The organism is Bradyrhizobium erythrophlei, assembly GCF_900129425.1.
Taxonomy (GTDB): domain Bacteria; phylum Pseudomonadota; class Alphaproteobacteria; order Rhizobiales; family Xanthobacteraceae; genus Bradyrhizobium; species Bradyrhizobium erythrophlei_C.
In genome coordinates, this window is record NZ_LT670817.1 from 2,910,941 (window position 1) to 2,925,995 (window position 15,055).

14 protein-coding genes are annotated in these 15,055 nt (G+C 61.4%); 6 read left to right on the forward strand and 8 right to left on the reverse strand.

Annotated elements, in window-relative coordinates; translation table 11 throughout:
- Positions 1-16: 16 nt before the first annotated feature.
- The 3 genes from B5527_RS13490 to B5527_RS13500 are packed head-to-tail and all read right to left on the reverse strand — an operon-like array spanning position 17 to position 3,830.
- Positions 17-2,287: a xanthine dehydrogenase family protein molybdopterin-binding subunit gene (locus B5527_RS13490; RefSeq protein WP_079601735.1), complete on the reverse strand. Its 2,271-nt coding sequence runs from the start codon at positions 2,285-2,287 to the stop codon at positions 17-19.
- A complete protein-coding gene (locus tag B5527_RS13495; protein WP_079601736.1) occupies positions 2,284-3,336 on the reverse strand; it encodes an FAD binding domain-containing protein in 1,053 nt (350 codons plus the stop codon). The genes B5527_RS13490 and B5527_RS13495 overlap by 4 nt, the downstream gene beginning before the upstream one ends.
- Positions 3,333-3,830: a (2Fe-2S)-binding protein gene (locus tag B5527_RS13500; protein ID WP_079601737.1), complete on the reverse strand. Its 498-nt coding sequence runs from the start codon at positions 3,828-3,830 to the stop codon at positions 3,333-3,335. Before B5527_RS13500 ends, B5527_RS13495 begins: the two co-directional genes overlap by 4 nt.
- Positions 3,831-3,939: 109 nt before the next feature.
- Between B5527_RS13500 and B5527_RS13505 the strand changes: the two genes are divergently transcribed.
- Positions 3,940-4,602 carry a TetR/AcrR family transcriptional regulator gene (locus B5527_RS13505; RefSeq protein ID WP_079601738.1) on the forward strand — a complete coding sequence of 221 codons (663 nt, stop codon included), beginning with the start codon at positions 3,940-3,942 and terminating at the stop codon, positions 4,600-4,602.
- A 293-nt stretch (positions 4,603-4,895) separates the two neighbouring features.
- Here B5527_RS13505 and B5527_RS13510 read toward each other — a convergent pair whose 3' ends face one another.
- On the reverse strand, positions 4,896-5,810 hold the full coding sequence (locus B5527_RS13510; RefSeq protein WP_079601739.1) for a LuxR C-terminal-related transcriptional regulator: 915 nt from the start codon (positions 5,808-5,810) through the stop codon (positions 4,896-4,898).
- Between the two features lie 638 nt (positions 5,811-6,448).
- On the opposite strand from B5527_RS13510, the gene B5527_RS13515 reads away from it, so the two are divergent.
- A complete protein-coding gene (locus tag B5527_RS13515) occupies positions 6,449-7,147 on the forward strand; it encodes a LuxR C-terminal-related transcriptional regulator (RefSeq protein WP_079601740.1) in 699 nt (232 codons plus the stop codon).
- An 85-nt stretch (positions 7,148-7,232) separates the two neighbouring features.
- On the opposite strand, the gene B5527_RS13520 is transcribed toward B5527_RS13515, so the two are convergent.
- Complete coding sequence (locus B5527_RS13520; protein ID WP_079601741.1) at positions 7,233-7,724, reverse strand: DsrE family protein; 492 nt, start codon at positions 7,722-7,724, stop codon at positions 7,233-7,235.
- Between the two features lie 245 nt (positions 7,725-7,969).
- Between B5527_RS13520 and B5527_RS13525 the strand changes: the two genes are divergently transcribed.
- Genes B5527_RS13525 through B5527_RS13535 form a run of 3 tightly spaced genes read left to right on the forward strand, consistent with a single transcriptional unit; the run spans position 7,970 to position 11,218 of the window.
- The gene (locus B5527_RS13525) at positions 7,970-9,520 is read left to right on the forward strand and encodes a hypothetical protein (protein ID WP_079601742.1); all 1,551 of its coding nucleotides are present in this window, start codon (positions 7,970-7,972) and stop codon (positions 9,518-9,520) included.
- A gap of 46 nt (positions 9,521-9,566) precedes the next feature.
- Positions 9,567-10,601, forward strand: coding sequence for a TAXI family TRAP transporter solute-binding subunit (locus B5527_RS13530; protein WP_079607261.1), 1,035 nt, complete (start codon positions 9,567-9,569; stop codon positions 10,599-10,601).
- A gap of 5 nt (positions 10,602-10,606) precedes the next feature.
- Positions 10,607-11,218 (forward strand): type VI secretion system-associated protein TagO, encoded by a 612-nt coding sequence (locus B5527_RS13535; RefSeq protein WP_172842556.1) that lies wholly within the window; start codon positions 10,607-10,609, stop codon positions 11,216-11,218.
- Positions 11,219-11,566: 348 nt separating this feature from the next.
- Here B5527_RS13535 and B5527_RS43805 read toward each other — a convergent pair whose 3' ends face one another.
- Entirely contained in the window at positions 11,567-11,713 is a 147-nt protein-coding gene (locus B5527_RS43805; protein ID WP_154072204.1) for a hypothetical protein, read from the reverse strand.
- 403 nt (positions 11,714-12,116) lie between these two features.
- Positions 12,117-12,446, reverse strand: a complete 330-nt coding sequence (locus tag B5527_RS13545; RefSeq protein ID WP_079601745.1) for a GcrA family cell cycle regulator — start codon at positions 12,444-12,446, stop codon at positions 12,117-12,119.
- A gap of 234 nt (positions 12,447-12,680) precedes the next feature.
- On the opposite strand from B5527_RS13545, the gene B5527_RS13550 reads away from it, so the two are divergent.
- Entirely contained in the window at positions 12,681-13,310 is a 630-nt protein-coding gene (locus tag B5527_RS13550; RefSeq protein ID WP_172842557.1) for a pyridoxamine 5'-phosphate oxidase family protein, read from the forward strand.
- 144 nt (positions 13,311-13,454) lie between these two features.
- Here B5527_RS13550 and B5527_RS13555 read toward each other — a convergent pair whose 3' ends face one another.
- A complete protein-coding gene (locus tag B5527_RS13555) occupies positions 13,455-14,831 on the reverse strand; it encodes an ABC transporter substrate-binding protein (protein WP_079601747.1) in 1,377 nt (458 codons plus the stop codon).
- Between the last annotated feature and the right edge of the window lie 224 nt (positions 14,832-15,055).

Consider the following 15,055-nt stretch of genomic DNA (forward strand, 5'->3'; position numbering starts at 1 on the left):
ACTGCAGTCGCAAAACCTAGCGAGAGGCCGGCGTCACGAGGTCGTCGATCCGCACCGGGAAACGGCGCACCCGAATTCCGGTCGCATGCCAGATCGCGTTGGCGATGGCGCCGGCCGAGCCAGTGACGCCGATTTCACCGACGCCCTTGATGCCGAGCGCGTTGACGTGGGGATCGTGCTCCTCGATCATCAGCGCCTCCAGGCTTGGCACGTCGGCGTTAACAGGGACGTGGTAGTCCGCAAGGTTGGGATTGAGCGTCCGGCCGGAGCGTCGGTCCATCATGGCGTGCTCGTGGAGTGCGAACGACACGCCCCAGATCATGCCCCCGTAGATCTGACTTCGCACCATGCGAGGATTGATCACGCGCCCAGCGGCGAAAGCACCGACCAGGCGGGTGACGCGGACCTGACCGAGATCGGGATCGACCTTGACCTCGGCGAAGACAGCGCCGTGCGCATGCATGGCGTAGACGGATTGCGCCGCCGGGTCGGCGGCGGCCTTGCCGCGGGCCTCGATCTCGGTGAGGCCGGCGCGGCCGAGAATATCGGCATAGCTGTCGCTGCGGCTTTCGTCGTCGCGGCGGAACAGACGGCCGTTGCGCGCGACCACCCCGGCATTGCCCGCACCGAACAGGGGCGAGCGCTCATCACCGGTGGCGAGATTCGCAAGTTTGGCGATGACGGCAGCGCCCGCATCGTGGAGGGCCATGCCGGCCGTGGCGGTGTGCGCCGAACCGCCGGCAATGCCCGCGTCCGGGAGATCGGAGGTTCCCGCCCTGAACTCGACCTGTTCGATGTCGAGCCCCAGCCCGTCGGCGGCAATCTGGGCGAGCGCTGTCCAGGCGCCCTGGCCCATGTCGTGGGCGCCCGTTTCCATCAGCCCGGATCCGTCGCCGCGCACAACCGCGCGGGCTTCGGCCTGGAACATCAGCGCCGGAAATGTCGCGGTGCCGATTCCCCAGCCGACGAGCAAGCCGGCCTCGTCGCGCAATTGTCGTGGCGCGAGCGGGCGTTTCGACCAGCCGAAGCGCTCGGCACCTTGCGCATAGCACTCGCGCAGGGCTTTGGACGAAAACGGCTTGCCGGAAATCGGCTCGACTTCGGCATAGTTCTTGATGCGGAAGGCGAGAGGATCCATCCCGCAAGCCGATGCCGCCTCGTCGATCGCGCTCTCCAGCGCGATCGATCCGGTGGCCTCGCCGGGCGCGCGCATGAACAAGGGCGTGCCGGTATCGATCCGGACCACCTCGTGCGAGCTGGCGATGGCGGGGCTTGCGTAAAGCGTATGCGAGGCGTCGGCCGCAGGCTCGAAGAAATCGTCGAAGGTGCTCGATGCGATTTTGGCGTGGTGATCGATCGCGGTGAGTAGCCCGTCGCCATCCACGCCGATGCGCAGCCTCTGGCGGGAAGGGGAGCGATGACCCACGGGACCGTACATGTGTTCACGGCGCAGCACGAGCTTGACCGGCCGCCCGACCAGTCGGGCCGCCATGATGCCGAGGACCTGCGGTCCCGACATCAGGCCTTTCGATCCGAAGCCGCCACCGAGGAAGGGGCTGCGAATATGAATTTTCTCCGGGGAGATGCCGAACAATCCCGCGATCCGCCCCTGCGCCATCACGAGTCCCTGGCTCGGCGTGTCGATCGACAGCGTGTCACCTTCCCATGCCGCGACGATGGCGTGAGGCTCCATGGCGTTATGATACTGGGCAGGTGTCTCGTAGGTCGCATCGATCCGCGTCGATGCCGCCGCGAGACCCGCCTCGACATCGCCGCGCCGCATTTCCGAGGGGTTGCCGATGCCGACGGCCGGCGGCACGAAACTTTCGCCGGCATCGAGACCGACGCGGGCCGGCAACAATTCGTACTGTGGCGACAGCAGCGCCGCGCCTTCCGTCGCAGCTTCCAGCGTCTCGGCGATGACCACCGCGATCGGCTGGTTCGCATAACGCACCCCGTCGTTCTGCAACAGATCGAGCCGGAACATGAAGGGGTTGGTTTTGGAGTCCGGGTCGTCCGCGAGCGGCGGCTTGTGCGTGGGCGTCATGACCTCGACGACGCCTGGGTGGCTCTTGGCAGCCTGTACATCAAGAAAAGTCACGCGACCGCGCGCGATGCTGCTGACCGCCATAACGGCATGGAGCATGCCGGGCGGGTGGTTGTCGGCCGCGTAGCGGGCTTCGCCCTTGACCTTGAGGACCCCGTCGCGGCGGGTCAGTGGCTGCCCGATATTCGAGCCGTGCCGCAAGTGGGCGGGAGCTTGGGTGAGGCGGATTTCAGGCGTCATGCAATGCTCCGAACTTCAGACGAGAAAGGGGAGGCCGGCAGCGCCGGGACGCGCGCTGGCGTTCCCGCCGCGGCGAGCGTCAGGGTGCGCACCAGGATGCGTCGCGCGAGCTCGATTTTGAATTGATTGTCGCCGGAGGGTTTGGCGTCAGCCAGGGCCGCCTCCGCAGCGCGGCGGAAGACGGCTGGACTGGGATTGCAGCCTGCCAGGATCTTCTCGGCCGAGCGGGCCCGCCATGGTTTGGCGGCGACTCCGCCGAGCGCGAACCGCGCATCCTGGATCGTGCCGTGTTCGATCCGCAACGCCGCGGCGGCCGACACGATGGCGAAGGCGAACGAGGTGCGTTCGCGGATTTTCAGATAGCGTTCATGCGCCGCGAACGCGCGGGCCTCGCCCGGCAGCCGCAGCGCGACAATCAGATCACCGGGCTCGAGCACAGTTTCCCGCTCGGGCGTATCGCCGGGCAGCCGATGCAACGCCTCGAGTGCAATTTCGCGCCGGCCGTTTCTGCCCTCGATTTCCACGACGGCGTCGAGGGCAACCAGCGGCACGCAAAAATCCGACGGATGGGTGGCGATGCAGGACTCGCTCCAGCCGAGGACGGCGTGCAATCGGTTCTCGCCGCCGCGCGCGTCGCAGCCTGTGCCCGGCACGCGTTTGTTGCAGGCGCTGGCGGTATCGTAGAAATATCCGCATCGCGTTCGCTGCAGCAGATTGCCGCCGACGGTGGCGGCGTTGCGAAGCTGGGCCGATGCGCCGGACAAAAGCGCTTCGGCAATCGCAGGATAGTTGCGCGCAAAATCCGCGTCATGCGCGAGATCGGCGTTGCGAACCAGCGCGCCGATGCGCGTGCCGCCATCGGGCAGATGTTCGATGCGGTCGAGCCCCGGCAGCCGCGAGACGTCGACGAGACGACCAGGGCCGGTGATTCCGCCCTTCATCAGGTCGAGCAGGTTGGTGCCGGCGGCGAGATAGGCCGCACCTGGTTCGGCCGCGGCGACGACGGCATCGGCGATCGTTGCGGGCCTGACGTAATCGAAGGTCTTCATGCGCTGCGCCTCCGGTCGGCCTCGGCGCGGCCTTTCTGTACGTCGAGCACGGCATCCGTGATCCCGGAATAAGCGCCGCACCGGCACAGGTTTCCGCTCATGCCTTCGCGCACGCGCTCCGGATCGTCGCCGGCTTGCCCTTCCCCGATCAGGCCAATCGCGCTCATGATCTGTCCGGGCGTGCAGAATCCGCACTGCAGGCCATCATGCGCGATGAACGCGGCCTGGACGGGATGCAGTTGATCGCCGCGAGAAACGCCCTCGATGGTGAGGATGTCAGCGCCGTCGTGGCTGAGCGCCAGGGCCATGCACGAATTGATCCGCCGGCCATCGACCAGGACCGTACACGCGCCGCACTGGCCGCGGTCGCATCCTTTTTTGGTTCCTGTCAGGTGCAGGCGCTCCCGGAGGAGATCGAGCAGCGTGACGCGCGGGTCTCCCAAATCGACGTCCCGCCGCACACCGTTAACTGTGAGGCTGATGGAGAAGTTCATGGATGGCTCCGATCAGTGCTATTCCAAAGGTGGGTGGTGACGGGCATATACGGAGGCATCCTCCGTTTTGCAAGTGACAAGGACGTTACAAGGATGGCTAACCAGTGAGATGACCGATCAGTTCGCAGAAACCGTTCGGAAACCCCGGGCCGATGCGGTCCGCAATCGCGAGCGCGTGCTGGAGGCGGCGAAGGCCGTGTTCAGCGCCGGTGGCCCGGACGCGAGTCTCGAGGCTGTGGCCAAACGCGCCGGTGTCGGGATCGGGACGCTTTACCGCCACTTCCCGACGCGCGAAGCGTTGTTCGAGGCGGTCTATCGGCGCGAGGTGGAACAGCTCGGCGAACTGGCGGAACAGTTGAAGAGCGACGCAGCGCCGGTCGACGCCTTGCGCCGGTGGCTGCGTTCCAACGTCGAGTTCGTCGCCACCAAGAAGGGCATGTCGGCGGCGCTGGCGCTGGCCGCTCATGGCTCGTCGGATCTTTCCACCTATTCGTTCGATCGCCTGACCAAAGCCGTCGGAGCCTTGCTGGACCGCGCCGTCGCGGCCGGCGAGATCCGCGCCGATATCAGCCCCGAAGACGTTCTGCGCGCGCTTGTCGGCATGTGCTACCTGCACGACCAGCCCGGCTGGCAGACGAGCGTCCTGCGACTGCTCGATGTTTTTGTCGACGGCCTGTGCGTGCAAGTCAACGGACCGGCTCCGTCCCGCGGTGACGCCACCGGCAGCGCGAAGGGGAGGGCGCAGCGTAGATCCCGTAAGAGTCGCACGTAATTTTAAAAGATGTCGATTGCTTGATAAAAACAGCGCGAACCCACCGGTAGTGACAGATCTTGCATGTCCCTGGATTCTCCGTCGCCCCGATGATGGACTGAACCTCTCGCGGCCATTCGACCGGATGCCTCGTTCGTTCGACCGGCGGTCCACTCTGCGTCATCGTCAACGTGTCATGCGCCTGCGCTGCGTCGTGGGTCGGCAGGAACACGGCACAACGCACCGCAATCCAGTGCCAGGCAATCGTCTTCAAATCCGGCCGTCGCCGGAAACAAAGTTGCCGTGTCCGCTGCCTATTTGTCGGTCCGGGTCGCGCCGGGAGTCCTTTGGATGATGCCTTTGCGGATCAGGCGGTCGATGCGAGGCACTTCAACGTGGTTTCCGTCCTGCTCGATCGCAGCTAGCGGTACCGGTGCCCCCATCTGGCCGATTTGGGAGATTATCTCGACGGACTTTGGAAGCTGCTGGCTCGCATCCGAAATTGAGGACGGGGAACTGTCGTTTGCCGGTCGCGTCAATGACCCATTGTTCATCCCCCAGATCGCTGCCTGTGTCCGATTTTGGACCCCGATCTTGCGAAGGATCGCCTTGACGTGAACCTTCACCGTTGCCTCGGCGATATCAATCTTCCGCGCTATGCATTTGTTGGAATCGCCCTCGATCAGGCAGCGCAGGATGGATTTCTCCCGCGCGGAAAGTTGCGGCGTGAGCATGTCCTGGGTCGTGACAAGGATCGCCTGGTTCTTTTCTTTGCGCAGCACCCCTTCGCCGAGGCGGTCGCCTTCCTGACCGAGAACGAATGACAGAAATGGTGGCGGGAAAATTGTTTCACCCATCATCACCAGTTCCATGGATTTGATGAATACATCGCACGTCATGACGTCGACGAAATAGCCGTTGGCGCCTGCCCGAAATGCAGAAACCAGTTCCCCCAGGCGATAGTGATCGGCCACGATCGCAATGCGCCCGCCCGGGTATTGGTCTCTCAAAATTTCGATTTGTTCGATGGCAACGTCAAAATCATTGCCGGTATGGACAACGAGAAACAGCGGTTGCTGTAGTTGGAGTTTGCTCGGGAGCAAATCATCGGCGCATGATACCGAGGCCAAGATACGAAAATTTGCCGAGTGCAGGATTTTAGCAAGTCCCTCCCTGAGTAAAATCTTTTTTCCAACAAGTATAGTTGCAAAAGATTGCTGCTTACGCATGGTGACCCTCCCAGCAAGGACGCACAAAAATAATGGACCGGCCCAATGAACTCGGCCCTCTCAATTTCTGATTTGTCGACGGATTGAGGACTCCTTCCTCTTGCGAAAGCCCCCAAATATTTTGGCTTCTTCAGCCGGTGGGCTTTCCTAAAATTGTCTAGTGGTCAAACTTCAACCCTCACGTGTGAGTATTGTGACGCTTTTTATTAATGTTAGTGTTTTATTTATGTTAGAATTAAATCCCCGATAACCCTATATACCGTTGGTTATAGGCGCTGATGCTGGCATGTTCGCCCAAGCCCGCGCTCCGATGCAAAAAATCCGCATTCTTTGATCGAGCCGCGCGAGCGAATCCACCAAGAGTTGTGAGAGCGCGCACCAAAAAAATGGCCAAACTCTGTGCAAGAAAGTTCCGGGAAAGACCCTCAAGGAGGATGCACCGTTCCGTGAAGTACCTGTGAAAGAGAGTCGACAAGCGGACAGACCAAAACCCCAACGACCCCGAACCTTGCTTATTATTCCTACACCGGGCTGCGGCTGATGACCTCGAAAAGATGGTGACTCCAGGAGAGTTGTAGAGGAAAGTACCGGTGGGCGCTTAGGGTTTGTAGAGTGAGGGAGAGATCGAAGGCGCGCGCATGGATTGTATCCGCGTGGTGATCGCAGACCGCCACCCAGTGGTTCTGCAAGGTTTGATCAGACTACTTGAAGCACAGAGTGGCTTCGAAGTTGTGGCGTGTTGCGGTGACGGTGCGAACTGCATCGAAGCGATTCGGAATTTGGTGCCGGATATCGCCATCCTGGACATCTCAATGCCTGGCCTGTCCGGGCTCGAGATCCTCTCCATCGCCAACGCCGAGAGTCTTGCCACGCGGCTGGTTTTTTTCGCTGCATCTGTTGACGAACACGAATTGGTCATGTCGGCCGCGGGCGGTGCCTACGGCGTCATTCTGAAAGACGTCGCGCCCGAGATGCTGGTGCAGTTCCTGCAGCAGATCGCGGCGGGCCAGCGGCTGTTGCCGCGGCTCTCCCCTGAACAAGCCGTACCTAGGGAGCAGGGGAACGTCGCTATCAGGGAGAATGCGCTGGCGGTGCTAACAGACCGCGAGCGCCAGATCATGCGTCTGGTGTCCGAAGGGTTGTCGAACAAGGCAATTGGGCGCCGGCTGAATATTGCCGATGGCACCATCAAAGTGCATCTCCATAACATCTATCAGAAGCTTGAAATCAACAACCGGACCGTGCTCGCCGCGCTGGCCATATCGCAGAATGATCGTCAGAGCGTCGCCCACGGGGATCAAGTCCCCGGACTCGCGGGGGTTGAGGAACGATCATAACAGAGCGAGGTTCGCTCCAGATTCGCCTTGCGCCGCGGCCGTTTTACCGACGCCGCTGCCGGCGCCTGCGCGGCCTCTTGGGGCATCAGGGTCGCAGGTAGCTCCAGCCTTGCTCTTGCAATTCCATGAGTCGGACCGCACCGGCTTTGACGACTCTCGCCTGCGGGATGAGTGGGATATCTTTGGCCTCAACTCTCATCATATTCTCGCGGGTGTTCCCACATGCAGAAAAGGCAAGCTGTGGCATGGTTTCGCTCATGGACTTGATGCGCGCTTTGACGGGAGAGGTGTCGTCTCGCAGCATGTGCAGTCCGGGTCCAAACGCGACCACTTCGATCTCAATCTTTTGGCCGAGATCGCTGTAATACTGAGCCACATTGCTCACGTTATTGAGCGCAAGATTCATAACGGCGGGATCATTGACGTCGACCTGCACAACCAACCGATGCGGTTGCTTTTGCTTGGCCGCGCTGCTGATTTTGGCAGGAGGACTGCCTTTGGCAGAAATGCTGACTGAGCTGCTCAACGCCAACGCAATGACGGCTGCTCCGGCGAAGATGGAAAATAATCTAATCATGCTTTTCCTTGAGGTACTGGAGGTACGGTCTCAAGTGCTCAAGCGTAGTCATGCACGACTATGCGGGTCAAGAACGTTCCACCAATTGAGCGTGCGATCTACTTAATCGCTTCGATTGGTACAGCTACTCCCTTTTGACTACCTCGATTGCGACATCGACAAACGAACGGTGAAGGCTGTGTCATGTGAAGACCCAACCTGAGTCATCGTGATGGGCTTGAAGGAAATCGAGGCGAAACCCAAGGATGGAAACCCGCTGCCTGGTGAACCAAAATACCGGTGACATGGCTGCTGGCCATCGGACAGCGTCCCGCGTTTCGTTTCAAACCGGGCGCGCGATTACTTTTTCCGCAACCTCTTGGCTGCTGCGTTTCAAAACGGTCAAGGACTTATGCAGTGTCGTTGCGCGTGCAGCGGCTACCGCGGAAGTGTGTATTCTGTGGCTTTGCATCACCCCGGCGCAGGCGCTCGAACAAGGTCAGCAGTGGGACAGGGCTGAAGCCCTTGCCCATCAGCTTAGTTCCGTGCGGGCGGAACTCGACGACGCGTGGGTCGCGGGTTCGGGAGCCGGGCAACCCACCGAAGCCGAGACCAAGCACAAACAGGCGCTTGATCAAGAGCGAGACAGGACAGACGCCCTGGCGCGTGAACTCAATTCCCTCCGCGCAAAACTCGACGCCGCCTGTATGGTAGGTTCGGAAGCGGTGCAAGCCGCCGAGGGGGACGTCAAGCAGGCGCTCGAACAGGAAAGGCGCAGAGCAGATGCGCTCGCGCGTGAACTTAGTTCCGTCCGGGCGGAACTCGACATCGCGCGGACCGTAGGCCAGGAAGCCGCGCAGACTGCCACGGCGCAGGCAGAGCAAATGCAGACGCTCAAACGGGAGCGAGACAGGGCAGAGGCCCTTGGGCGCGAACTCGCCTCGGTCCCGGCAGAGCTAGATACGGCGCGCGCCGCGGGTCTTGAGGCCGCGCAAACCGCTGAGGTGGCGAAGGTCGGACAGGAGCGGGCACTCAGGGAGGAACGCGACAAGACCGAGCGGCTTACCCGCGAGCTTGCCTCGGCGCGGAAAGAGGCCGAAGCGCGTTCCGCGCTTCTCGCTGCCGCTCACGCCGAGGTGTTGCAGGTGATGCAGACCAACGAAGCCGCCGCAGCTGAGCAGAAACTGGCTCTCGCCAGAGAGTGCTATCGTGCTGACCCCCTTGCGCGAGAGCTTGCCTTCGTCGGGAAGGAACCCGAAGCCGCCAAGCGGCAGATCGCCGCCTTGAACGAGCGCGCGCTCCTGTTGACCGTTGATAGCTCGCAGCGACGGATGGCCGTGCCTTCCTTCAGGACGGTCGTGGAAAAAACGCCTTCCCCGAAGCAGATTTCCGGCGAAGCCGTCGTGTCGATCTCGCAACGGTCGACCGCTTCGGAATTGCCGCGCCCGGAGCTGCAGGCGACCGCGTCTAAAGCCGCCCCGGATTTGGATCGGAAAGTCGCCACGAGGCCAGAGCGATCTACCTCGGAGAGCGCCGCTCGCAGCCCGGGCGCGGACGAACAGAGGCTGCTCGCCCGGGCGAACGCGTTGCTGCGGCAGGCCGATATTAGCAGCGCTCGCCCGTTGCTTGAACACGCTCTCGAGCATGGCAGCGCGCAAGCTGCCTTTATGCTGGCCGAGACTTACGACGCGCGCGTGCTGCAATCGTGGCGCGCACGCGGAATCGCCGCTGACCTTGCGAAGGCACGCGAATTGTATGAACGGGCGCAGGCAGGCGGCATCGAAGATGCGAAGGAGCGGATCCGAACCTTGCAATAGGTCGGTGCGTAGCTCTGCCAGCCCAACCAGGACGATGGAGATACTCATGTCACTGATGAAGTTTTCAACGATGGCATTCGCGGTGCTCGCCCTCCAACTGCCCGCCAATGCTCAATCCCCGCCGACGCGCACGACGGCGACTCCGACTGCGACGGCGGCCGCGGCGGCAAAGAAGGCCGATACAGCCGCGAAAGAACGCATCAATGCATGGACCGTCGGTCTGGCTGGTGGGTTCATCGAAGGCGCTCCGCTTCGCCTCGCCGCGGAGATCGCCCGCGTCGTGAACGAGGAAGACAAGCTTCACGTCCTCCCGATCGTGACGGGAGGGGCGACCGAAAATATCAACTCATTGCTATATCTCAGGGGTGTTGATGCGGCCATCATCAACACGGACGTTCTTGACGAATACAAGGCTCAGGTGCCGTATATCGAAAAGCGCCTTGTCTACATTCTCAACCTCTTTCCGTCCGAGTTGCACATCTTCGTCCGTCCCGAGATTCGGTCGCTCGAAGACCTCAGGGGTAAAAAGGTCAACTTTAACACGCAAGGCACGGCTGCCGCCTATTCCGGTCCACTGATCTTCAGCCGGTTGAATCTGAATGTCGAAAAGATGTTCATCCCGCACCAGTTGGCGCTGGAGCAATTGAAACGCGGAGAAATCTCGGCCGTCGTGTTTGTGACGTCCAAGCCCGTTGACGCCTTTCTGAAGGGACGCTGGGAAACAGGCTTCAAGTTTCTGCCGGTCGAATATAACGCCAAATTCGAGGACTATTATCTTCCATCATCGCTCGACGCGACGGACTATCCGAACCTGGTGGAGAAGGGTACACGAATCGCGACGATCGCCGTCCCCACCATCCTTGCGGCCTACAACTGGCCTCAACAGTCCGAGCGATACCGACGCGTGGCGCGTCTGGTAGATAACCTGTTCGGTCGCCTCGACAGATTGCAGTCCGCCGGTTTCGATCCGAAGTGGAGGGATGTCAACCTGCGCGCCAACGTGCCGAGCCTTGAGCGGTTCCGGCCGGCGCAGGAGTGGCTTGATCGTCCGCAAGCCCGAACAGCGGGGCCGGCACAATGAAGCGTATGGGCGCTCTCGCCTTGACCCTGCTCTCAAGCCTAAGCCAAGCCGTTTGCGCTCAATCCGGTCATGCCGTAGATGGCCTGAAGGCATGCTCGCAATTTGAGGACATGGAGCGGTTGAAGTGCGTCGACGAGCTGTTGCGGCAGATGGAAGAAACACCTGGTCACGCGCCGCCTCAAGGCCCGAACTGGATGGTCAGCGAGACGACATCGCCGGTGGACTATACGCCGCAGATCGCTGCGCTGACGACGGCGCCTGCGTCGTCGCAAGACGCCCCGTCGTCGTTTGCCATTTATTGTCGTGCCCGTCGCACCGAGCTGACCATTTCCACGACAGGCTCCTGGAAACAGGGCACGGGTAGTGAGGTGAAGGTCGTCTACCGGATCAACGAGGAACCGCCTGTGGAACAGCGCTGGAAGGTCGCGGAGATGGGGCGAAGTCTCGCCTTTCCAGGCGACGTCGTCGGTTTCCTGCGGTCAATGCCGGATGGCGGCCGGATTCTCATTAAAGTGTACGCCGGCCGCGCTACGCCATATGAAAACACGTTTCAATTGGTCGGCCTTGATCCCGTACGACGTAAAATCGCGGCGGCATGCAATTGGCCTCAGACCTGATCGTCGCGCATACTCGCGCATCCTCATGGTTGGCCGGCTGAGAGCGAACAAGCTCAGCTACCAGCAGGGGCTGGATGCGGATCCCGGCGCCCTCCAAAGGCTCCGACGGCGTTGATTTTTCCGATCAAGATCTGAACGCGCAATCACGGAAACTGCCGGTCATCAATTTTCCAATCGCAAATTGATCCCGGCCGTATGCGAATTCAACGGCGACCGAAAGGGCGGTTCCACAAGCCAGCGTTATCGAAGTTCCTCACGTGTTCCTTTGCTCTCCGACGTGGAACGAAAAACCGACGGGACGGTTGTGGGTTAAATTTCATCGTCTGTGAGGAACCCCAGATGGCACAATCACCTAAGCATCCCTCTCAAGAGCATCATCATAACGCCGCCGCTCATCACCACGCTGCAGCCCATCATCATCACCAGGCTGAGCATCATCATGCGCGCGGCGAGCACGAGGATGCTAAGCATCACGCGACGGCGGCTCAAGAGCATAGCGAACAAGCTCATAAACATACGACGACAGCGCACTCTCATTCTCACAAATAGAGCCTCTGATGGCGCAAACCCGTCGAGCAGAGGTTTGACGGCGGCGGTTGTCGTGTCGATATGAAAGCCGATGGCAGGGCGGTCGAAGGATGGTCTGCTTGGTCGTATTTGGGCGTCACGTCGAACGCCCAGAGTTCCTTGACGTGATACCCGGGGACCGACCCGTGCTCTCTCCCGAGATATTAGCAGCGGATGCTCGCTGGTGATCCAACTGAAGCCTCCGAGAAGGCCGAGGTTGCCGAAGGGTCAATTCAGCCACCGATGCAGAAGCAACGTCTGCAGTGAAGGCGAGGGCGCAGAGTAGGCCGTCGAAGCTGCTCCGAATTATCGCGCTTGTTTCGGCAGCCCGTTAGCCCGTATTCCTGACCGCTTCGGCAAGCATGGCGTAAAGCTGGCGCTTGGTGAATTCCTTGGGCTGAGTCACTGCCGCCTTGCGCGTGGACACCACCTTATCCACCGAACGGGCACGAGCTGCCAATAGCACCGGTCTTCGCTTCCGCACCGACACGATTTTTGGGTTGGCAGTCGGTGGCTTGTGACCGCGCTTCAGGCCCAGACGAGTTAGCTTGGCGCAAACCGAATTACGGCTATAGCCGAGACGGCGAGCGATCTGCGCAGCGCTCTGTCCTACGGACCATAGTTTCTTGAGCAGTGCTACGTCATTCGTATCCCAACTCATGACAGAAGCTTATACACCGACTGCCAACTACAGGCTAGTCGTACCGGTAGACGAGACCGACGTCCGCTTTGCTGCGCGTTGCGGACTGAAAGTGGGACATCCGAAAAGTGCCAACAAGAAACTCGGCTGCTGGCAGATCGCCTGGTTTTTCGCTCCGAGGTATCTGGCCCGTCGCGCCCCGGGCAGCGGTCTGCTATGAAGCGAGACATGCGGCAAGTGAGCGCCGAGGCCCCCATGACCGACCCGATCGACCGCGCCCCCTTCTACCACGACGGCATGCGCGAGCTGCAGGACCGCTACGACGGCCGCCGTGTCGCCGACGGCCTCGAGAAGCATCGCCTCCACTTCGAGTTCTGGGAGCAGGACCGCAAGCTCATCGAAGAGGCGCGATTCTTTTTCATCGCCACGAGTTATCGGGACAACGTCGATTGTTCTATGCGTTCGGGCGATCCCGGCTTCGTCAGGATCACCGGGCCCGACACGCTCGAGTACCCCGAATACGACGGCAACAACATGTACCGCACACTCGGCAACGTTCACCGGAACCCGAACGTCGGGCTGCTGTTCGTGCGCCTCGACGGCAAGACGTCTCGTACGCGCATCCGAGGCAAAGCAACGATCCACGACAGCGCGGAAACGCTTGCCGGGCATCATGGCGCGAAAGTCGTCGTGCGCGTGAAATGTGAGATCTTCCCAAACTGCCCGCGCTACATTCCAGACCTGATGGGCGCTTCCGTGGCTGTACCGGCGAATCCGTTCGTTCCTCGACCCGGGTACGAGCCGCCGCCGCCCGAATGGAAAAGCCGGGATTACCTCAAAGACGTGCTCTCGAAGCACGATCCGCATCGGAAACGCGAGGCATAGCGGGCGGCGCCCGCGTGTTGAAAGCGATCATCGTTTTGTTCATCCGTCAGCTAAGCCGCAGCGACCGCATCCCGCTTCCACGCCGAAAATAAGCGCGGGCCAACCCGGCTTCCCAGCCATTTTTCCAACCCTCGGACGGCTCCGCTATCCGCGGATCACCGCATTGGCCTTCTCGGCGGCGGCGGTCATTGCACTCTTCGCCGATTTCGCTCCGGAGACCACTTCATTGACGCCGATCATGAAGGCGTCCTGGAGGGGTCTCGATTGCGGATGGAAAAGGATCGCCTTGGCGCGGTCGACATCGGCATTTTGCAAGTTGGTCAGCGCCGCCGCGGCGGCTTGCGGGCCGAACGCCTTCTTGAAGCCCTCGCTCGACCAAGCCGAAAGGCGTGTCGTCGCCAGCCCCGTCGCGGCGGTCTGCAACGAGGTCGGCTTGCTTGTCGCCCACAGCAGGAACAAGAAAGCTGCCCGCTTGTTTCGCGATTTGGCGTTGATGCACGCCTGCCAGTGCGACATGAATGGAACGGAAGGGCGACCGTCGACATGGGGGAAGGCGGCGAAGGCTGCCTGTCGCGCAACGCGGCTCCTTGTCGGGTTGGAAATGTCCGTGGCAAGGACGCTGCTGTCGATCGCCATTGCCGTCCTGGCCTGAACGAAGTCGTCGAGCACATTGTACCATTCGTAGCTGCCGACGCCCACCGGCCCGGCCTGGCTGAGCAGCTGTCCGTACATCGCGACGGCCGCTATCGCCTCGGGGCTCGCGAAAACGGCCTTGTTGTCCTTCACCATGGCTCCGCCATATGAGAACACGAAACTCATGGCCGCCGGGGACGAGTTGCCGCCGGCCTGGGCCCGCATGGCGATCCCCGACATCTCGTTGGACTTGACCGCCTTGGCGGTGGTGAGCAGCTCGTCGAAAGTCTGTGGCACCGGCAGGTTCTTCGCTGCCAGGGCATCGCTGTTGATGAACAAGGTCACTGCCTCGGAGGTAATCGGAAAGGCGTAGCGTTCGCCATCCGACCACGCCGGAAAGGCCCGGGCGGTCTTGAGAAGATCGCTCTCGTCATACCATCCGAGATCAGTCAGCGACCTGTCGGAATAATGGCTGTTCAGCGGTTCGAGCCATCCCGCCGAGATACCCTGGCCATAGGTCAGGAACATGAAGACGTCAGGCGTCCTGCTGCCACCCGCGAGCTTGATCGGCAGGGCCCCCAGGAACGCGGTTTCCAGTTGGAAGTCGGTGACGACGTCGATACCGGTGAGCTTGGTGAACTGCGGCAAGAGCGGGGAAATCGCGTTCGACCAGGGATGGATCGCGCCCGCGAGGGTGATCGTCTGGCCCGAGAATTGTTTCCAGTCGATCGCGGCGCTGGCATACATCGCGGCGGCATCCTCCGCGAAGCTCCATTGCGGCAGCACTGCCATGCCCGATAGGGCCGCTCCGGCAGCGCCCAATCCCTTGACGAAGGCGCGCCGGCTAGGCGGCATTCGACCGTTCAGCGACTTTTCCCCCGGCGCCATCTCAGTGATCCCTGTGGGCAGTCAACCACAACACTGTAGACCGGATGCCCTAGCGAGACGACTGAACGGACTCCAGAGGCGGGCAACCTGCTCGCGTGAGGATGTCAGGGCTCCTGTCTCATCTAGGCCGATTTGTCCGCGTATCGTACTATTCTATCAATGTTCTGGCGTCCGCACCAGAACAAGTGCGGGTCGCGATAACATCTGAGGGCGAAAGGCCGATG